Origin of the sequence: Xanthomonas sp. NCPPB 3761 (assembly GCF_041475705.2) — a bacterium.
GTDB lineage: Bacteria > Pseudomonadota > Gammaproteobacteria > Xanthomonadales > Xanthomonadaceae > Xanthomonas > Xanthomonas phaseoli.
Window position 1 is genome coordinate 2,465,848 of record NZ_CM191262.1, and the last position, 18,503, is coordinate 2,484,350.

At 64.6% G+C, this 18,503-nt stretch carries 18 protein-coding genes; 16 read left to right on the forward strand and 2 right to left on the reverse strand.

The genetic code is table 11. The features are described from left to right. Positions 1 to 135: 135 nt before the first annotated feature. From flgF to flgL, 7 genes are all read left to right on the forward strand, one after another. Entirely contained in the window at positions 136 to 891 is a 756-nt protein-coding gene (gene flgF / locus ACCQ00_RS10840; protein WP_019300290.1) for a flagellar basal-body rod protein FlgF, read from the forward strand. A 754-nt stretch (positions 892 to 1,645) separates the two neighbouring features. Further along, positions 1,646 to 2,431 (forward strand): flagellar basal-body rod protein FlgG, encoded by a 786-nt coding sequence (flgG, locus tag ACCQ00_RS10845; protein ID WP_003482961.1) that lies wholly within the window; start codon positions 1,646 to 1,648, stop codon positions 2,429 to 2,431. A gap of 38 nt (positions 2,432 to 2,469) precedes the next feature. After that, the gene (gene flgH, locus ACCQ00_RS10850) at positions 2,470 to 3,162 is read left to right on the forward strand and encodes a flagellar basal body L-ring protein FlgH (RefSeq protein ID WP_017154649.1); all 693 of its coding nucleotides are present in this window, start codon (positions 2,470 to 2,472) and stop codon (positions 3,160 to 3,162) included. Positions 3,163 to 3,172: 10 nt separating this feature from the next. Then, positions 3,173 to 4,291: a flagellar basal body P-ring protein FlgI gene (locus tag ACCQ00_RS10855; protein ID WP_039584006.1), complete on the forward strand. Its 1,119-nt coding sequence runs from the start codon at positions 3,173 to 3,175 to the stop codon at positions 4,289 to 4,291. A 1-nt stretch (position 4,292) separates the two neighbouring features. Continuing rightward, a complete protein-coding gene (gene flgJ / locus ACCQ00_RS10860; RefSeq protein WP_039575587.1) occupies positions 4,293 to 5,471 on the forward strand; it encodes a flagellar assembly peptidoglycan hydrolase FlgJ in 1,179 nt (392 codons plus the stop codon). Between the two features lie 11 nt (positions 5,472 to 5,482). Then, on the forward strand, positions 5,483 to 7,357 hold the full coding sequence (gene flgK / locus ACCQ00_RS10865; protein WP_017154652.1) for a flagellar hook-associated protein FlgK: 1,875 nt from the start codon (positions 5,483 to 5,485) through the stop codon (positions 7,355 to 7,357). Continuing rightward, entirely contained in the window at positions 7,357 to 8,562 is a 1,206-nt protein-coding gene (flgL, locus tag ACCQ00_RS10870) for a flagellar hook-associated protein FlgL (RefSeq protein ID WP_039575589.1), read from the forward strand. The genes flgK and flgL overlap by 1 nt, the downstream gene beginning before the upstream one ends. Before the next feature lie 312 nt (positions 8,563 to 8,874). Here the strand turns inward: flgL and ACCQ00_RS10875 are convergent, their stop codons facing one another. Beyond that, positions 8,875 to 9,858, reverse strand: coding sequence for an IS5-like element ISXfu1 family transposase (locus ACCQ00_RS10875; protein WP_503291517.1), 984 nt, complete (start codon positions 9,856 to 9,858; stop codon positions 8,875 to 8,877). A 187-nt stretch (positions 9,859 to 10,045) separates the two neighbouring features. Between ACCQ00_RS10875 and ACCQ00_RS10880 the strand changes: the two genes are divergently transcribed. The 5 genes from ACCQ00_RS10880 (at position 10,046) to ACCQ00_RS10900 (ending at position 14,274) form a co-directional block, all read left to right on the forward strand. After that, complete coding sequence (locus tag ACCQ00_RS10880) at positions 10,046 to 11,245, forward strand: flagellin (protein WP_017154654.1); 1,200 nt, start codon at positions 10,046 to 10,048, stop codon at positions 11,243 to 11,245. A 271-nt stretch (positions 11,246 to 11,516) separates the two neighbouring features. Next, on the forward strand, positions 11,517 to 12,842 hold the full coding sequence (gene fliD / locus ACCQ00_RS10885; RefSeq protein ID WP_039575449.1) for a flagellar filament capping protein FliD: 1,326 nt from the start codon (positions 11,517 to 11,519) through the stop codon (positions 12,840 to 12,842). A gap of 150 nt (positions 12,843 to 12,992) precedes the next feature. After that, the gene (gene fliS / locus ACCQ00_RS10890) at positions 12,993 to 13,406 is read left to right on the forward strand and encodes a flagellar export chaperone FliS (protein WP_014090121.1); all 414 of its coding nucleotides are present in this window, start codon (positions 12,993 to 12,995) and stop codon (positions 13,404 to 13,406) included. A gap of 8 nt (positions 13,407 to 13,414) precedes the next feature. Then, positions 13,415 to 13,708, forward strand: a complete 294-nt coding sequence (locus tag ACCQ00_RS10895; RefSeq protein ID WP_039575451.1) for a hypothetical protein — start codon at positions 13,415 to 13,417, stop codon at positions 13,706 to 13,708. After that, positions 13,708 to 14,274, forward strand: coding sequence for a PilZ domain-containing protein (locus ACCQ00_RS10900; RefSeq protein ID WP_039575452.1), 567 nt, complete (start codon positions 13,708 to 13,710; stop codon positions 14,272 to 14,274). Before ACCQ00_RS10895 ends, ACCQ00_RS10900 begins: the two co-directional genes overlap by 1 nt. A 26-nt stretch (positions 14,275 to 14,300) precedes the next feature. Here the strand turns inward: ACCQ00_RS10900 and ACCQ00_RS10905 are convergent, their stop codons facing one another. After that, a complete protein-coding gene (locus tag ACCQ00_RS10905; RefSeq protein WP_229014464.1) occupies positions 14,301 to 14,477 on the reverse strand; it encodes a hypothetical protein in 177 nt (58 codons plus the stop codon). Here ACCQ00_RS10905 and ACCQ00_RS10910 point away from each other — a divergent pair. The 4 genes from ACCQ00_RS10910 to ACCQ00_RS10925 all read left to right on the forward strand — a co-directional run bounded on the left by ACCQ00_RS10910 (position 14,397) and on the right by ACCQ00_RS10925 (position 18,464). Beyond that, positions 14,397 to 14,975 (forward strand): response regulator, encoded by a 579-nt coding sequence (locus ACCQ00_RS10910; protein WP_229014455.1) that lies wholly within the window; start codon positions 14,397 to 14,399, stop codon positions 14,973 to 14,975. The genes ACCQ00_RS10905 and ACCQ00_RS10910 overlap by 81 nt on opposite strands. 216 nt (positions 14,976 to 15,191) lie before the next feature. Beyond that, complete coding sequence (gene rpoN / locus ACCQ00_RS10915) at positions 15,192 to 16,595, forward strand: RNA polymerase factor sigma-54 (protein ID WP_039575453.1); 1,404 nt, start codon at positions 15,192 to 15,194, stop codon at positions 16,593 to 16,595. Positions 16,596 to 16,603: 8 nt separating this feature from the next. After that, on the forward strand, positions 16,604 to 16,987 hold the full coding sequence (locus ACCQ00_RS10920; RefSeq protein ID WP_016904817.1) for a response regulator: 384 nt from the start codon (positions 16,604 to 16,606) through the stop codon (positions 16,985 to 16,987). Next, positions 16,980 to 18,464: a sigma-54 dependent transcriptional regulator gene (locus ACCQ00_RS10925; RefSeq protein WP_017154660.1), complete on the forward strand. Its 1,485-nt coding sequence runs from the start codon at positions 16,980 to 16,982 to the stop codon at positions 18,462 to 18,464. The genes ACCQ00_RS10920 and ACCQ00_RS10925 overlap by 8 nt, the downstream gene beginning before the upstream one ends. The last annotated feature ends 39 nt before the right edge of the window (positions 18,465 to 18,503 follow it).

Genomic DNA, 18,503 nt, shown 5'->3' on the forward strand with positions numbered 1-18,503 from the left:
GAGTGGGGAATCGGGAATAGGGAATCGTAAGAGCCGGCATCGCGCATAGCGGATGCCGGTCTTGCTCCCTACTCCCAAGCCCCGCAATCCCGCTTTTGCGATTCCCGATTCTCCATTCCCGATTCCCGGTGCCTCATGGATAAAGCCCTCTACGTCGCGATGACCGGTGCTCGTGCCTCCCTGCAGGCGCAGAGCACCGTGTCGCACAATCTTGCCAACGTCGATACGGTGGGATTCAAGGCTGCGTTGGCCAATACCGAGGCGTTCAAGATCCAGGGCAAGGGCTATCCGTCGCGGATCGATGCGCTGCATGTGGACCAGGGCTTCGATCGTAGCCAGGGCCATCAGAAGGTGACCGGCAACCCGCTGGACGTGTCGCTGCAGCAGGACCGCTGGCTGGCGGTGCAGTCGCCCGACGGCAGCGAGGCCTACACCCGCAACGGCGAATTGGCGCTCACCGCCAATGGCCAGCTGGTCACCGCCAACGGACATGCGGTGCTGGACGAAGGCGGCAACCCGATGACGATCCCGCCGCACCAGGCGATGGAGATCGGCAGCGACGGCAGTATTTCGATCATTCCGCAGGGCGAAGGCCCGCAGACCATGGCCATCGTCGGCAAGATGAAGGTGGTGGATGCGCCCGCCGACCGTTTGACGCGGCGCCCCGACGGACTGATGCGCAACACCAGCACCGACCCGGCACAGGCATTTGCGGTGGCCACCGGCAAGACCATCAACAGCGGCATGCTGGAAGGCAGCAACGTGGATGCGGCCGGCGCGCTGGTGGAAATGATCCAGCTGCAACGGCAGTTCGAAATGCAGGTCAAGATCATCAAGAACGGCGACGACAACGCGCAATCGGCCAATTCGCTGCTGCGGGTGAGTGGCTAAACGCGGCGCAGGCCGCCGGCCAACTTGCCAATTTTTTGCTACCGCCGCCGCCAACCGTAAGGCGTGGTTGGCGCCCGCGTTGGGCATACCGAAAAATCCGGGGCTTCATTGCAGAGCGACTGGTCTGCGGCATGGCTGCAGAGCGGCTAGTCCGTGACCTGGCTGGAGGGCCCTTGCCCGCTCACCCTCCCGGGACACGCCGTAAATCCGTCCATGGAGGCTCTTACGCGGCATCCATGCCGCGTAAGGTCCCGGGAGGGTGAGCGGGCAAGGACCAGTGAAGATGGTCGGTGCCTTTGCGAAAGCAATGCTCGACGTGCTGGTTGACCGCTACTCGCTTATCCCTTCATCGCGCCTAGCGCATGTCGAATGCCCAAGCAAGCAATCCTGAGCAGCAAACTGCCCGATGCATGCGATGACTTGCTTCCGGTTGACCACCAGCCAACTGTCTGGCGCGGTGCCCTCGCCGATTGCGGGACCCTTGGCGGCATGGATGCCGCCAACGAGCCCCCATGGACGGGTTCACGGCGTGTCCCGCGAGCGGTGAGGGCACCGCGCCCTCGACCGACTCAGCTTTAGCCCTGGATTTTTGCTACATCCACAAAAGCGCGGCTAACGAAGCACAGGCTCCCCGCGCAGCCAGGCGCGTGATCCCGCGCACACCCGGCAGAAATCCGACGCCGCTTTGGCACGCCACGTGCATATACCCACCCGTACCCGGAACACATCCCCGGGTCTAACGAGGAATCGGGTCATGAATCAGGCTTTGTGGGTCGCCAAAACCGGACTGGATGCGCAGCAGACGCGCATGTCGGTCATTTCCAACAACCTGGCCAATACCAATACCACCGGCTTCAAGCGCGACCGTGCCGCGTTCGAAGACCTGTTGTACCAACAGGTGCGTGCGCCCGGCGGCTCGACCTCCGCGCAGACGCAGCTGCCGACCGGCCTGCAATTGGGGACCGGCGTGCGCGTGGTGTCCACCTTCAAGGGTTTCGACCAGGGCAGCCAGCAGCAGACCGGCCGCGCGCTGGACGTGATGGTCAACGGCCGCGGTTTCTTCGAAGTGCAGATGCCCGACGGTACCTCCGCCTACACCCGCGACGGCACCTTCCAGATCAACGCGCAGGGCGAACTGGTCACCAACAGCGGCTACCCGCTGCAGCCGGGCATCCAGGTGCCGGAAGGCGCGCAGTCGCTGACCATCGGCAACGACGGCACCATCAGCGTGACGCTGGCCGGCCAGGCCGCCGCGCAGGAAATCGGCGCACTGACGCTGACCGACTTCATCAACCCCTCGGGCTTGCAGGCCAAGGGTGAAAACCTGTTCGTGGAAACCACCGCTTCGGGCCCCGCGCAAAACGGCACGCCTGGCCTCAATGGCCTTGGCACCACCGTGCAGGGCGCGCTGGAAGGCAGCAACGTCAATACGGTGGAAGAGCTGGTGAGCATGATCGAGACGCAGCGCGCCTACGAAATGAATGCCAAGGCGATCTCCACCACCGACTCGATGCTCGGTTACTTGAACAACAACGTCTGATCGGCTCGCCGCTCCTCGCCCTCTCAGGAATCAAACCCATGTCACGCCTGCCTTCTCTCTCCCGCCTGTGCCTCGCCATCGCCTGCAGCGCGCTGCTGGGTGGCTGCGTGGCCGCCGGCGATGTCCGTCCGTTCGCCGAAATGGCGCCGATCGTGCCGGTGGTGGCACCGGTGGCGCAGCCGACGGCCGGTGCGATCTACGCCGCCGGCCCCAGCCTGAATCTGTATGGCGATCGCCGTGCCCGCGATGTCGGCGATCTGCTGACGGTCAACCTGGTCGAGAGCACCACCGCCTCGTCCACCGCCAATACCAGCATCAGCAAGAAGGACGCCACCACCATGGCCGCGCCAACCCTGCTGGGCGCGCCACTCACCGTCGGTGGCTTGAACGTGCTTGAGAACAGCACCAGCGGCGACCGCAGCTTTGCCGGCAAGGGCAATACCGCGCAGAGCAACCGCATGCAGGGCAGCGTCACCGTCACCGTGATGCAGCGCCTGCCCAACGGCAACCTGGTGATCCAGGGGCAGAAGCAGCTCCGCCTGACCCAGGGCGACGAACTGGTGCAGGTGCAAGGCATCGTGCGCGCGGCCGACATCGCCCCGGACAACACCGTGCCCTCCAGCAAGGTGGCCGATGCCCGCATCGCCTACGGCGGCCGCGGTGCGATTGCACAGTCCAATGCGATGGGCTGGCTGAGCCGCTTCTTCAATTCCCGTCTGTCGCCCTACTGAGCCTGCGACCATGAACCTGTCTTCCCTGCCCTTCCGTCTGCTGGCTGCCGCCGTCGCGCTGTGCGCGATGGCCGCACCGGCCAGCGCCGAGCGCATCAAGGATCTTGCCCAAGTCGGCGGCGTGCGCGGCAACGCGCTGGTCGGCTACGGCCTGGTGGTTGGCCTGGACGGCAGCGGCGACCGCACCAGCCAGGCGCCCTTCACCGTGCAGAGCCTGAAAAACCTGCTTGGCGAACTGGGCGTCAATGTTCCGGCGAACGTCAACCCGCAGCTGAAAAACGTCGCGGCGGTGGCCATCCACGCCGAATTGCCGCCGTTCGCCAAACCCGGCCAGCCGATCGACATCACCGTCTCCTCGATCGCCAACGCCGTGTCGTTGCGCGGCGGCTCGCTGCTGATGGCACCGCTGAAAGGCGCCGATGGCCAGGTCTATGCGATGGCCCAGGGCAACCTGGTGGTCGGCGGCTTCGGTGCGCAAGGCAAGGACGGCTCGCGCGTTTCGGTCAATGTGCCCAGCGTCGGGCGCATTCCCAATGGCGCCACCGTCGAACGTGCGTTGCCGGACGTGTTCGCCGGCACCGGCGAGATCACCCTGAACCTGCACCAGAACGATTTCACCACCGTCTCGCGCATGGTCGCGGCCATCGACAGCAGCTTCGGCGCCGGCACCGCACGTGCGGTCGACGGCGTGACCGTGGCAGTACGCTCGCCGACCGACCCGGGTGCGCGGATCGGCCTGTTGTCGCGACTGGAAAACGTCGAACTTTCCCCTGGCGATGCGCCGGCCAAGGTGGTGGTCAATGCACGTACCGGCACCGTGGTCATCGGCCAGCTGGTGCGGGTGATGCCGGCCGCCATCGCGCATGGCTCGCTCACCGTCACCATCAGCGAAAACACCAACGTCAGCCAGCCGGGCGCCTTCAGCGGTGGCCGCACCGCGGTGACCCAGCAGTCGACGATCACGGCCACCTCCGAAGGCAGCCGCATGTTCAAGTTCGAAGGCGGCACCACGCTCGACCAGATCGTACGTGCGGTCAACGAAGTGGGCGCCGCCCCCGGCGACCTGGTGGCCATCCTGGAAGCGCTCAAGCAAGCCGGTGCGCTCACGGCGGAGCTAGAGGTGATCTGATATGCGTATCGCAGCCTCGCCCATTGATCTCAACCCGAGCACCAAGGCCGATCCGGCAAAGATCGACAAGGTCTCCCGTCAGCTCGAAGGTCAGTTCGCGCAGATGCTGGTCAAGAGCATGCGCGATGCGAGCGGCGGCGACCCGATGTTTCCGGGCCAAAACCAGATGTTCCGCGAAATGTACGACCAGCAGATGGCCAAGGCGTTGACCGACGGCAAGGGCCTGGGCCTGTCGGCGATGATCTCCAAGCAGCTGAGCGGCGACACCGGCGGCCCGGCGCTGAATACCTCGTTGAACACCGCCGAAGCGGCCAAGGCGTACGCCCTGGTTGCCGGCAAGCGCGACGCCTCGTTGCCGCTGCCCGCCCGCGACGGCGCGGCCACCGGCGTCACGACCAGCAGCGTGGCCAAGGCGGCACTGGGTGCAGGCAACTTGAGCGGCATCGGCATGAGCCAGGTGCTGGATCTGATCGCCGGACGTACCGGCGCTGGCGAATCCGGCAGCGACGATGCTTCAGCGCTGAGCTGGCCATCGGCCAACGATCGCTGGGCCGATGTGGCCGCCAGCGATGCCGCCGATGCCAATGCTGCGGTCAATGCAAGTGCCGCCAGCAGCGCCGCTGCCAGCCTGGGCGAGCGCACCCCAGAAGGCTTTGTCGCCAAGATCTGGACGCATGCGCAAAAAGCCGCGCGCGAACTGGGCGTGGACCCGCGCGCGCTGGTGGCCCAGGCCGCCTTGGAAACCGGTTGGGGCCGTCGCGGCATCGGCAACGGTGGCGACTCCAACAACCTGTTCGGCATCAAGGCCACCGGCTGGAGCGGCGACAAGGTCACCACCGGCACCCACGAATACGTCAACGGCGTCAAAACCACCGAAACCGCCGATTTCCGCGCCTATGGCTCGGCCGAGGAGAGCTTTGCCGACTACGTGCGGCTGCTGAAGAACAACAGCCGTTACCAGACCGCGCTGCAGGCCGGCACCGATATCAAGGGTTTTGCACGCGGCTTGCAACAAGCAGGCTACGCCACCGATCCGGGCTATGCGGCCAAGATCGCGGCGATCGCCAACGGCCCGACCATCGACCGTGCGGTGGCCGCCATCGGCAACGCGGCGGCCGATCTGTCCAACCGCTATGCCAGTACCGCCGAGCCGGCCGGGCTCGGCACCATTCGTCGCTGAGGTAAACGCTCATGTCCATCATGTCCACCGGGACCAGCGCGCTCATCGCCTTCCAACGGGCGTTGTCGACCGTTAGCCATAACGTCGCCAACATCAATACCGAAGGCTATAGCCGCCAACGTGTGGAATTTGCAACGCGCACGCCCACCGACATGGGCTACGCGTTCGTGGGCAATGGCGCCAAGATCACCGATGTAGGCCGGGTCGCCGATCAGCTGGCCATCTCGCGCCTGCTCGACAGCGGCGGCGAACTGTCGCGCCTGCAGCAGCTGTCCTCGCTGTCCAACCGCGTCGACGCGCTGTACTCCAATACCGCCACCAACGTGGCCGGGCTGTGGTCGAATTTCTTCGATTCCACCAGTGCAGTGTCGTCCAACGCCTCTTCCACCGCCGAGCGCCAGAGCATGCTCGACAGCGGCAATTCGCTGGCGACGCGCTTCAAGCAGCTCAACGGGCAGATGGACAGCCTGAGCAACGAAGTCAACAGCGGGCTGACCTCCTCGGTGGACGAAGTCAACCGCTTGACGCAGCAGATCGCCAAGCTCAACGGCACCATCGGCAGCAGTGCCCAGGCGGCAGCGCCGGACATGCTTGACCAGCGCGACGCGCTGGTGAGCAAGCTGGTCGGCTTTACCGGCGGTACTGCGGTGATCCAGGACGGCGGCTTCATGAACGTTTTCACCGCCGGCGGCCAGCCGCTGGTGGTCGGTACCACCTCGTCCAAACTCGTCACCGTTGCCGACCCGTATCAGCCGACCAAGCTGCAGGTGGCGATGCAGACCCAGGGCCAGAACGTCAGCCTCAGCGCCAGTTCGCTGGGCGGGCAGATCGGCGGTCTGCTGGAATTCCGCAGCAGCGTGCTCGAGCCGACCCAGGCCGAACTCGGCCGCCTGGCCGTGGGCATGGCCAGCACCTTCAATGCCGGCCATAGCCAGGGGATGGACTTGTATGGCGCGATGGGCGGCAACTTCTTCAATATCGGTTCGCCCGCCGTTGCCGCCAATCCGAGCAATACCGGCAGCGCATCGCTGAGCGCCAGTTTCAGCAACGTGAGTGCCGTCGACGGCCAGAACGTCACGCTCAGCTTCGATGGCACCAACTGGAAGGCCATCAACGCCAGTACCGGCTCTGCCGTGCCGATGACCGGTACCGGCACCGCCGCCGACCCGCTGGTGCTCAATGGCGTCAGCATGGTGGTGGGCGGCACGCCAGCCAGCGGCGACAAGTTCCTGCTGCAGCCCACCGCCGGGCTGGCTGGCAGCTTGTCGGTGGCCATTACCGATCCTTCGCGCATCGCCGCGGCCACTCCGGTCAAGGCCACTGCCACGGTCGCCAACCTGGGCACCGGCAAGATCAGCGACGTGAAGGTCACCAATGCGCAGAACCCCGCGCTGCTGACCCCCTCCTCGATCGAGTTCATCGACGCCAACCAGTACACCATCGATGGCGCCGGCCCGTTCGCCTACACCGCCGGCCAGACCATCAGCGCCAACGGCTGGAGCTTCGCGCTGGACGGCGCACCCAAGGCCGGCGACACCTTCGGCGTCGGCCCGATGGGCGCCGGCTCCAGCGACAACGGCAATGCCAAATTGCTGGCCAACATCGACGATGCCAAGGCGCTCAGCGGTGGCACGGTCACCCTCAATGGCGCGCTCTCCGGCCTGACCACCTCGGTGGGTTCGGCCGCGCGTGCGGCCAGCTATTCGGCCGATGCGCAGAAGGTCATCAACGACCAGGCGCAGGCCAGCCGCGATTCGATTTCCGGCGTCAACCTCGATGAGGAAGCCGCCAACATGTTGAAACTGCAGCAGGCCTACCAGGCCGCTGCACAGATGATCTCGACCGCCGACACCATCTTCCAAGCCATCCTGGGTGCCGTACGCTGATGACCGACCGTATCTCCACCAGCATGATGTACAGCCAGTCGGTCGCCTCGATGGGCGCCAAGCAGTCGCGGCTGAACCAGCTCGAATCGCAGCTCTCCAGTGGGCAGCGCCTGGTCACCGCCAAGGACGACCCGGTGGCTGCAGGCACGGCGGTCGGTCTGGACCGCGCCCTGGCGGCGATCACGCGCTTCGGCGAAAACGCCAACAACGTGCAGAACCGGCTCGGTCTGCAGGAAAACGCGCTCTCGCAAGCCGGCGACAAAATGGCGCGCGTCACCGAATTGGCGGTGCAGGCCAGCAATTCTTCGCTCAGCCCTGATGACCGCAAGGCGATCGCCTCGGAACTGACAGCGCTGCGCGAGAGCATGGTGAGCCTGGCCAACAGCACCGACGGCACCGGGCGCTACCTGTTTGGTGGCACCGCCGATGGCAGTGCGCCCTTCATCAAGAGCAATGGCAGCGTCACCTACAACGGCGACCAGACCCAGAAGCAGGTCGAAGTGGCGCCGGACACCTTCGTCAGCGACACCCTGCCCGGCAGCGAAATCTTCATGCGCATCCGCACCGGCGACGGCACCGTGGATGCGCACGCCAATGCCGCCAACACCGGGACCGGCTTGCTGCTGGATTTCAGCCGCGATGCCAGCACCGGCAGCTGGAACGGTGGAAGTTACAGCGTGCAGTTCACCGCCGCCGACACCTATGAAGTGCGCGACAGCACCAATACGGTGGTCGGCACCGGCACCTACAAGGAAGGCGAAGACATCAACGCCGCCGGCGTGCGCATGCGCATCAGCGGCGCCCCGGCGGTAGGCGACAGTTTCCAGATTGGCGCCTCCGGCACCAAGGATGTGTTCTCCACCATCGACGACCTGGTCGGCGCGCTCAATTCGGACACGCTGACCGCGCCGCAGAAGGCAGCGATGATCAACACGCTGCAGACGTCGATGCGCGACATCACCCAGGCGTCCTCGAAGATGATCGATGCGCGTGCCTCCGGCGGCGCGCAGTTGTCGGCCATCGACAATGCCAACGCGTTGCTCGAATCCAACGAAGTCACGCTCAAGACCAGCCTGTCGTCGATCCGCGACCTGGACTACGCCTCGGCGATTGGGCAGTACCAACTCGAGAAGGCCTCGTTGCAGGCCGCTCAAACGATTTTTCAGCAGATGCAGTCGTCGTCGTTGTTCAACATCATCCGCTGATTTTGCCGCAGAAAACCGGGGTTTCTTCGCTCCTGCACATGAGCACTTGCGCAGGCGGACGGAGTTTATTTTTCGAAGAGTTATACCAACGCTAAAGATTGACGGGGTGCTGCCGAATAAACCAAACCCCTTGATACACAACGCTTACGTATTTCGTCCCGACGCAGAAAGACAGTAAAAAATACTGAATTTCGCTAAGGATGGTCTGATCAATGCGGCCAGAGGATGCGTCGACCCGCATCGGTAGCGCTGACTACGCTCACACCTTCGGTTTTTCGCTGTTTCCAGCGCATTCTCGGGGCATTCTCCCCATTACAGGCACAACTTCCCAACGGCAGCCATCAACTGCTTCCGCTTCAGCCACAGGTTCGACAGCGCAAAGAGCGTCAGCACCTGCGCGGTGTTTTTGACCAGGCCGCGATAGCGCACCTTGGCATAGCCAAACTGGCGCTTGATCACCCGAAACGGATGTTCCACCTTCGCACGCAGGCTGGCCTTGGTGTGCTCCCAGCGCTTGGCCAACTTCAGTTCGCGCTTGTTCTTGATCTGCTTCAGCTTCGAGGGCTTCTCCGCGATCAGGTAGCGTAGCTTGCGCTTGCCCTTGATCTCATCGCGCTTCTCAAGCCCGGTGTAGCCGCTGTCCCCACACACCGTGTCTTCCTTGCCATGCAGCAGCTTGTGCGCTTGCGTGATGTCCGCCACGTTGGCTGCCGTGCATTCCACGTGGTGCACTAGGCCGGATTCATCATCCACTCCAATGTGCGCCTTCATCCCGAAGAAGTATTGGTTGCCCTTCTTGGTCTGGCGCATCTCCGGATCGCGCTCACCGTCCTTGTTCTTGGTCGAACTGGGCGCAGAGATAATCGTGGCATCCACAATCGTCCCGCCGCGCAGGCTCTGACCCTTGCGCGACAGATGCGCGTTCACCCGATTGAACAGCTTGCGCGCCAAATCGTGCTGCTCCAGCAGATGGCGAAAGTTGAGAATCGTCGTCTCGTCCGGCACCTCATCCAGCCCGCCGATCTTGGCGAAACGGCGCATCGACACCGTGTCGTACAAGGCTTCTTCCGCCGATGGATCGCTCAATGCATACCACTGCTGCAAAAAGTGGATGCGCAGCATCGTCTCCAGCCGATACGGCTGTCGTCCCGGTTGCCCCGACTTCGGGTAGTGCGGCTCGATCAGCCCCAGCAGCTCCTTCCACGGCACGACCTGCTCCATCTCGGCCAAAAACACCTCACGCCGCGTCCGCTTGCGCTTGCCGTCGTACTCCGCGTCGCCGAAGGTCAGCTGCATCGAAATCGTCTACTCGGGTCGATGATCGATTGTGGCAGATCAGGACGGATTGTTCAGAGTTTCCCTAAAGGTTCCCGACGCAACGCCGTTATTCATCTCAGCAGCGGCAACGGCCAACTTGATGGCCCCCCTGCGGAGGCTCCAGGCAAGTCCCCCTTGCCGGAAAAATCGCTTAGGAGAAATCAAAATGGCACAGGTAATCAACACCAACGTAATGTCGCTGAACGCTCAGCGTAACCTCAACACCAGCAGCGCCAGCATGTCGACGAGCATCCAGCGTCTGTCGTCTGGTCTGCGCATCAACAGCGCCAAGGACGACGCCGCAGGTCTGGCGATCTCCGAGCGTTTCACCACGCAGATCCGCGGCCTGGACGTTGCCTCGCGCAACGCCAACGACGGCATCTCGCTGGCCCAGACCGCCGAAGGCGCGATGGTGGAAATCGGCAACAACCTGCAGCGTATCCGCGAACTGTCGGTGCAGTCGTCCAACGCCACCAACTCCTCGACCGACCGCGACGCGCTGAACTCGGAAGTCAAGCAGCTGACCGCTGAAATCGACCGCGTTGCCAACCAGACCAACTTCAACGGCACCAAGCTGCTGGACGGTTCGTTCTCCGGCGCGCTGTTCCAGGTCGGCGCCGACGCCGGCCAGACCATCGGCATCAACAGCATCGTCGACGCCAACGTCGATTCGCTGGGCAAGGCCAACTTCGCCGCCTCCGTTTCCGGCGCCGGCGTCACCGGCACCGCCACGGCTTCCGGCTCGATCACCGGTATTTCGCTGGCCTTCAACGATGCCAGCGGCACCGCCAAGACCGTCACCATCGGCGACGTCAAAGTTGCCAACGGCGACGACGCGGCGGCGATCAACAAGAAGGTCGCGGCGGCGATCAACGACAAGCTGGACCAGACCGGCATGTATGCCTCGATCGACACCAGCGGCAACCTCAAGCTCGAATCGCTCAAGGCCGGCCAGGACTTCACCTCGCTGAGCATGGGCACCTCCAGCGCCACCGGCGTCACCGTCGGCGCCGGCCTCACCACCGCTTCGGCAGCCTCCGGCTCTACCGCAGTCACCCTGACCAACCTGGACATCTCCACCTTCGCCGGCTCGCAGCAGGCCCTGGAAATCGTCGACAAGGCGCTGACCGCGGTCAACTCCTCGCGCGCCGACATGGGTGCGGTGCAGAACCGCTTCACCTCCACCATCGCCAACCTGAGCGCGACCTCGGAAAACTTGTCGGCCTCGCGTAGCCGTATCCGCGACACCGACTACGCCAAGGAAACCGCCGAACTGACCCGCACGCAGATCCTGCAGCAGGCCGGTACCGCGATGCTGGCCCAGGCCAAGTCGGTTCCGCAGAACGTGCTGAGCCTGCTGCAGTAACCGGCAGTTAGCTGCCGCCGCAACGCGGCAGCGCTCCGCAGCAAACCCAAAGCCCCTCTTCGGAGGGGCTTTTTTGTGGCCGCAGCCCGGCTGCGCCAGCCTTTGACGGATTGTTGACGCGCGCGGCCGATTCGGCAGGCATGGAATTTGCTTCGATAGCCCTTGTGCACGTACCCCATCGCTGCCGCTAAAGTCCTCGCGGATGCGGCCGATACCCGTCACGTAATCCCATGCGTCCGTGTGTTTCGGACGCCCAGACGAGGAATGCAACATGGCATCGGTGATCAGCACTTCTGGCTCCGGATTGGACATCCCCACCGTGGTGTCCACCCTGGTGTCCCGGCAGAAAGACCCCGAGCAGGCGCGCATCAACAAGGCCGGCACCGCTGCGACCACGCAGTTGTCGGCGATCAGCCAGATCAAGAGCAGCATGACCACGCTCAAGTCTGCGCTGGACAAGGTGATCAGCAGCGCCGACACAAACGCCTACAAGGCCACGGTGCCAACCGATGCCGGCTTCACCGCCACCACCACCAGCTCGGCGGCGCCGGGCAACTATTCGGTGGAAGTGGTCTCGCTGGCGACCTCGCAGAAACTGGCCTCCGGTGCGTTCGCTGCCGACGCCACGGTGGGCAGCGGCACGCTGACCATCGGCTATGGCGATCAGAGCGTCACCGTGGACATCAGCGGCACCGACAAGCTCGCCGACATCGCCGCGGCCATCAACAAGGCTGCCGGCGGCAAGGGCGTGACTGCCAGTGTGGTCACCGCCAACGATGGCCAGCATCTGGTCTTCAATGCGGTCGATTCCGGCACCAAGGGCGCACTGACCATCAGCGCCAGCGACCCCAGCCTGAGCAGCCTGACCTACGGCCCCGGCGTCACCGGCGGGCTGAACCAGACCGTCGCCGCCGCCGACGCGTTGGTCCGCGTGGACGGTTTCGAGCGCACGTCCAGCTCCAATACCGTCAGCGACATCGTGCCCGGCGTGGTGCTTACGCTGACCAAGGCGGCTGAAGGCACCAAGTTCAATCTGGGCGTGACAGCCGACACCAGCGGCCTCAAGGGCAACCTCACCGCGTTCGCCGCGGCCTACAACACCGCCAACACGCTGCTGGCCAAGAGCAGCAGCTACGACGCCACCACCAAGACCGCTTCGGCGCTGACCGGCGATTCGCTGGTGCGCAATCTGCAGCAGCAGCTGCGCGGCCAGGTCAGCGGCAACGTCAACGAACTCAAGGCCCTGGGCCTGACCATCGACAAGGATGGCGTGATGAGTTTCGACGGCGCCAAGTTCGACACCGCGATCGCCTCGGACGGTGGCGCGGCGGCCGAGGTGTTCGGCAAGGACAGCAAGTTCAGCGGCACGCTGAGCAAAATTCTCGACAGCAACGTCAATGTCACCAACGGCACGCTGACCCTGCGCTCGGACAGCTTGAACAAGACCATCAAGGGCTATGAGTCGGAGCTGGACGATCTCGATGCGCGCATGGAAAAACTCAGCGACCGCTACACCGCGCAATTCACCGCAATGGAAACCATGATCACCCAGTTGCAGAGCAGCACCAGCTCGCTCAGCAGCCTGCTGACAAGCTGATTTCCGTGATGACGATCCTCAAGTCCTGTCAGGGTATTGCCGATACAAGTAAGGCCTATCGTGATTTCGGCCTTGCCTTCCGGCAGGAGCGTCGTCGCAGGAGCGCAGCGCTCCGGGACCAGCGAAGGTCAGCCCATTGAGGAGTCATCCATGTACGGTTCCAATCGTCAGTATGCCGAGCAATATCGCAAGGTCGGCGTGTCCACCAGCGTGACCGAAGCCGATCCGCACAAGCTGGTCTCGTTGCTGTTTGCCGGCGCTTGCCAGCGCATTCGTCTGGCCCAGGCCTGCCTGGCGCAGGGCGACCAGGCGCGCAAGGGCAAGGCCATCGGCGAGGCGTGCGCGATCGTCGGTCACTTGAACGGCTCGCTCGATCACGAAGCCGGTGGCGAGATCGCTGGTAACCTCTCGGCCCTGTACGACTACGTGATGCAGCGGCTGACCGCAGCCAACCTGCACAACGACGAGACCGCGTTGACCGAAGCGCTGGGGTTGCTCAGCGAAATCGACTCGGCGTGGAACTCCATTCCCCTCGAACAACGCGGCCTTTCCGCCGTTTCGTGAGTCCTGCCATGCATAGCGTGCAAAGCCTTCAAGCAGAAATCGCCGACCTTCGCCTGGCCATGGCGCAAGAGGAATTCGAGGCGATGCCGCAAATGCTGGACAACCACGACCTGCACCTGCGCGAATACGCGCAGCAGGTGGACATCCAGCAGGACCGCGACGCGCTGCAGGCCTTGCTGGGCATGCACCAGGACCTGATGCGGATGATGCGCGAGCGGCAGCGCAAGCTGCTGGAGCTGATCCGCGCACAACGCACCTCATCGTCGGCCAGCCGCGCCTACGCGCGGGTCGGACGCATCTGATGAGCGCGATCGGCACACTCGCGCCATCGGCCGATGCCGAGCTGTTTGCCGATACGCTCAGTTGCCAATTGCAGTTGCCGGCCGGCTTCCGGGCCGGGAGCGATGCCGGCGCACACAGCGCCGCAGAAACCCTGTTGCGCAGTCTCGGCCAGGTCGAAGACCTGCGTAGCGAAGAAACCAGCGAAGATCGCGGCGAACTGCCGCTGCTGGTGCAGCGCATGGACGCCAAACTGGATTTGATGCTGGCGCTGATCGGCCGCCTGGTGCGCCAGGGCGACAGCGGCCTGAGCCAGGGAATGGTGCACTGGTCGGTGCGCGGGATCCGCCTGAGTTGCGCAACCAGCCACCCGCCGGGCACGGCCGGCAGCGTTTGCCTGCAGCCGTCCGACTGGCTTCCTGAACTTGTACAGCTTCCTGCTACTGTGCTGGCGAACGCGAGCGATGGCCATGATGTCTGGCTATGGCTGCGCTTTGCCCCGCTCGCCCCGGGCCTGCAGGACGCCCTGGAACGTCACCTGTTTCGCTTGCATCGCCGTCAGATCGCCGACGCCCGCCGCCAGCGTTGATCCGATAGTTGGCGCCGGGCGCCGGGTCAGCTAAGGTGCCCTTTACTGAAAAAGGTCTCTTCTGCGCCGTGCGAGTCATCATCGTCGACGATCACACCCTTGTCCGTGCCGGCCTGTCCAGGCTGCTGCAAACCTTCGCTGGCATCGATGTCGTGGGCGAAGCCAGCAATGCGCAACAAGCCCTGGACATGACGTCCCTGCACCGACCCGACCTGGTGCTGATGGACCTGTCCTTGCCCGGTCGCAGCGGCCTGGATGCCATGACCGACGTGCTGCGCGCCGCGCCGCGCACGCACGTGGTGATGATGTCGATGCACGACGACCCGGTGCATGTGCGCGATGCGCTCGATCGCGGCGCGGTTGGCTTCGTGGTCAAGGATGCCGCGCCGTTGGAGCTGGAATTGGCGTTGCGTGCTGCCGCCGCCGGCCAGGTGTTCCTGAGCCCGCAGATCTCGTCCAAGATGATTGCGCCGATGCTGGGCCGCGAAAAGCCGGTCGGCATTGCTGCGCTGTCGCCGCGTCAGCGCGAGATCCTGCGCGAAATCGGCCGCGGCCAGAGCAACAAGGAAATCGCCGCCGATTTGGGCATCAGCGTCAAGACCGTGGAAACCCATCGCGCCCGCATGATGGAATCGCTCGGCTGCCGTCGCGCCAACGATCTGGTGCTGCTGGCCGCCAAGCATCACAACGAGTTGGTCTGACCCGCCAGCCGGGCACGCGTGGGCCAGCGATGGTTAAAACAGTGACGGAATTCCGGCGGGCACGCTTGAGCCTGCCTGCAATGTCAGGAGACTCCCGACAAACTGTCGGGAAAATCATGAGTCGCCTCACCTGACTCCCTGATTAGAAACCCGTCGCGTTGTCCTGCAAGATGCATTCCATCGCTGCTGCGTGCAGCGCCCATCGGAAGCGCTTCCATGAAGACGACCATTTCCGCCCAGCTTGGCCAGCAACTGCACCTCACCCCGCAGTTGCTGCAGTCGATCCGTCTGTTGCAACTGGACGGCATGCAATTGGAACTGGAAATCCGTCGCGCCCTGGAAACCAATCCGTTGCTGGAGTTGGAAGAGCTGGCCGATAACGGGGACGAGGCCGCCACCAACAACGATGGCGCCAGCGATATCGCCGCGTTCGACGAGCTACCGGAAAGCACGATGTGGGACGTGCAGGGCGGCAGTTGGAACGACGGCGACGACGATCGCATGCAGCGCGTGGCCGCCGGCGAGTCGACCGACCCGCATGTGCGCATCCTGCGCGAGCTGGCGCTGGACCTGGACGAGGCGGCGCTGGGGGCCGCTGCGTTCTGGCTGGAACAGACCGACGACGCCGGTTATCTGACCGAAGCGCTGTCGACGCTGCAACAGCTGGGCGCCACCCGTCTGGGCATGACCGTGCAGGCGGTCGAAGCGATCCGGCAGCGGTTGCTGCACGGCGACCCGGCCGGTCTGGCCGCCTGCGATCTGCGCGAGTGCCTGCAGGCCCAGTTGAGCGCCCTGCCCGGCCGCGTGCCGGCACGCCACCTGGCTGCGCGCATCCTCGACGGCGATCTGGAGCTGCTGGCCGCGCACGACTACACGGTGCTGGCGCGCGCGCACGATGCCGAAGTGGACGATGTCCGTGAAGCAGTGCGGCTGATCCTGTCGCTGCAACCGCGCCCGGGCGACGACCTGCTGCAGGAAAGCAATGCCAGCGTGATCCCGGATGTGCTCGCCTGGCATGCCGACGACAGCTGGCGCGTCGCACTCAACCCGGCCACCACCCATCGCGTCAGCATCAACCCGGTGCACGAACGCGCACTGGCCGACGCCGGCGAGGCCGCGCAGCCGCTGCGCGACATGCTGCAGGAAGCGCGCTGGCTGACCCGCGGCCTGTCGATGCGCTATGAGACCCTGCTGCGCGCCACGCGCGCCATCGTCGAACGCCAGGCCGCCTTCCTGGCGCGTGGCGAAGAAGCGATGGCACCGCTGACGCTGAAGGAAATCGCCGACGAGATCGGCATGCACGAATCGACCATTTCGCGCATCACCACCGGCAAATACATCCAGACCCCGCGCGGCACCTTCGAGCTCAAGCATTTCTTCGCCGTGCGGCTGGAAGGCGCCAGCGTCTCCGGCCAGGCCGTCAAGGCGATGGTGCGCCGCTTGATCGAAAGCGAGCCGGCCGGCCGGCCGCTGGCCGACGAGGCGATTGCCGGCTTGCTGTCGCGGCAAGGCGTTAACATTGCGCGCCGCACCGTGGCCAAGTACCGCGAACAACTTGATATCGCACCGGCACGCGAGCGCCGCCGCACCACTAAACCGCTGCTTGCCCGGGCAGGATAAGGACTACTATGAGCAAACTCACCGTGCTGCTGGTCGACGACCACGAGGGCTTCATCAACGCTGCGATGCGTCATTTTCGCAAGGTCGAGTGGCTCGATATCGTGGGCAGCGCCGCCAATGGGCTGGAAGCGATCGAGCGCTCTGAGTCGCTGCGCCCCAATGTCGTGCTGATGGACCTGGCCATGCCGGAGATGGGCGGGCTGCAGGCCACGCGTCTGATCAAGACGCAGGACGATCCGCCGTATATTGTCATCGCGAGCCACTTCGATGATGCCGAGCATCGTGAACACGCTCTTCGCGCGGGTGCTGACAATTTTGTCAGCAAGCTGTCCTATATCCAGGAAGTCATGCCAATCCTGGAGGGCCTGACGGAAGGAGCCAGGAATGAGTGAGTCCCGCATTCTGTTGATCGACAGCGACGCCGTGCGCGCCGAGCGCACGGTGTCGCTGCTCGAATTCATGGACTTCAATCCCCGCTGGGTCACCGACGGCGCCGACATCAATCCTGGCCGTCACCGCCACGATGAATGGATGGCGGTGATGGTGGGCTCGGCACAGGACGCTGCACAGGCCGACAAATTCTTCGACTGGCTGGCCGATGCCAAGCTGCCGCCACCGGTGCTGCTGATGGAGGGCAGCCCGAGCGCGTTTGCGCAGACCCATGGCCTGCACGAAGCCAATGTGTGGGCCTTGGACACTCCCCTGCGTCATGCGCAGCTGGAAGCCTTGTTGCGCCGCGCAAGCCTCAAGCGGCTCGACGCCGAGCATCAGGCCGGCGTGCAGCAAGACTCCGGTCCGACCGGCAACAGCGAGGCGGTGACCCGCCTGCGCCGGCTGATCGACCAGGTGGCTGCATTCGATACCACCGTGCTGGTCCTGGGCGAATCCGGGACCGGCAAGGAAGTGGTGGCGCGCGCCATCCACCAGCACTCGCCGCGGCGCGACGGGCCGTTCGTGGCGATCAACTGCGGCGCGATCCCGCCGGATTTGCTGGAAAGCGAACTGTTCGGCCACGAAAAAGGCGCCTTCACCGGTGCGCTGACCACCCGCAAGGGTCGCTTCGAGATGGCCGAGGGCGGCACGCTGCTGCTGGACGAAATTGGCGACATGAGCCTGCCGATGCAGGTCAAGCTGCTGCGCGTGCTGCAGGAGCGCAGCTTCGAGCGCGTTGGCGGCGGGCAGACCATCCGCTGCAACGTGCGCGTGATCGCCGCGACCCACCGCAATCTGGAATCGCGCATCAGCGATGGCCAGTTCCGCGAGGACCTGTTCTATCGCCTCAATGTGTTTCCGATCGAAATGCCGGCACTGCGCGAGCGCGTGGACGATCTGGCCATGCTGGTGCAGACTATTGCGGGCCAGCTGGCACGCACCGGTCGCGGCGAAGTGCGCTTTGCCGACGAGGCACTGCAGGCGCTGCGCAGCTACGAGTGGCCCGGCAATGTGCGCGAGCTCACCAATCTGGTCGAGCGCCTGGCGGTGCTGCATCCCGGCGGGCTGGTGCGGGTGCAGGATCTGCCGGCGCGTTATCGCGGCGATTTCGCTTCGGCCAGTCCGGTCGAGCTGCCGCCGGAGCCGGAGTTGTTGGCTGCGCCGGTCGAGGTCGGCGCCCTGCCGAACAATGTGGTGACGCTGCAACCAAAGACTGCCGATGCCGAGCTCTCCGCCACGTCCAGCCTGCCGGACGACGGCATCGATTTGCGCGGGCATATGGCCAACATCGAGTTGGCGCTAATCAACGAAGCACTGGAACGCACGCAGGGCGTGGTGGCGCATGCCGCTCAGCTGCTGGGCCTGCGCCGCACCACGTTGGTGGAGAAGCTGCGCAAGTACGGCATCGATCGCGAGCAGACCGAGCTGGCCAACTGAGCCAGCACACGCCCAGGTTCCGCTCGCTGGCATAGCGCT

What these genes read in the sequence shown, in the direction of transcription:
- ACCQ00_RS10855 (WP_039584006.1), top strand. Translation starts at nt 3,173, where the DNA reads ATGAACCTGTCTTCCCTGCCCTTCCGTCTGCTGGCTGCCGCCGTCGCG.
- ACCQ00_RS10920 (WP_016904817.1), top strand. Translation starts at nt 16,604, where the DNA reads ATGAGCAAACTCACCGTGCTGCTGGTCGACGACCACGAGGGCTTCATC.
- flgK (WP_017154652.1), top strand. Translation starts at nt 5,483, where the DNA reads ATGTCCATCATGTCCACCGGGACCAGCGCGCTCATCGCCTTCCAACGG.
- rpoN (WP_039575453.1), top strand. Translation starts at nt 15,192, where the DNA reads ATGAAGACGACCATTTCCGCCCAGCTTGGCCAGCAACTGCACCTCACC.
- fliD (WP_039575449.1), top strand. Translation starts at nt 11,517, where the DNA reads ATGGCATCGGTGATCAGCACTTCTGGCTCCGGATTGGACATCCCCACC.
- flgH (WP_017154649.1), top strand. Translation starts at nt 2,470, where the DNA reads ATGTCACGCCTGCCTTCTCTCTCCCGCCTGTGCCTCGCCATCGCCTGC.
- flgG (WP_003482961.1), top strand. Translation starts at nt 1,646, where the DNA reads ATGAATCAGGCTTTGTGGGTCGCCAAAACCGGACTGGATGCGCAGCAG.
- ACCQ00_RS10880 (WP_017154654.1), top strand. Translation starts at nt 10,046, where the DNA reads ATGGCACAGGTAATCAACACCAACGTAATGTCGCTGAACGCTCAGCGT.
- ACCQ00_RS10895 (WP_039575451.1), top strand. Translation starts at nt 13,415, where the DNA reads ATGCATAGCGTGCAAAGCCTTCAAGCAGAAATCGCCGACCTTCGCCTG.
- fliS (WP_014090121.1), top strand. Translation starts at nt 12,993, where the DNA reads ATGTACGGTTCCAATCGTCAGTATGCCGAGCAATATCGCAAGGTCGGC.
- flgF (WP_019300290.1), top strand. Translation starts at nt 136, where the DNA reads ATGGATAAAGCCCTCTACGTCGCGATGACCGGTGCTCGTGCCTCCCTG.
- ACCQ00_RS10875 (WP_503291517.1), bottom strand. Translation starts at nt 9,858, where the DNA reads ATGCAGCTGACCTTCGGCGACGCGGAGTACGACGGCAAGCGCAAGCGG.
- ACCQ00_RS10925 (WP_017154660.1), top strand. Translation starts at nt 16,980, where the DNA reads ATGAGTGAGTCCCGCATTCTGTTGATCGACAGCGACGCCGTGCGCGCC.
- flgJ (WP_039575587.1), top strand. Translation starts at nt 4,293, where the DNA reads ATGCGTATCGCAGCCTCGCCCATTGATCTCAACCCGAGCACCAAGGCC.
- flgL (WP_039575589.1), top strand. Translation starts at nt 7,357, where the DNA reads ATGACCGACCGTATCTCCACCAGCATGATGTACAGCCAGTCGGTCGCC.
- ACCQ00_RS10900 (WP_039575452.1), top strand. Translation starts at nt 13,708, where the DNA reads ATGAGCGCGATCGGCACACTCGCGCCATCGGCCGATGCCGAGCTGTTT.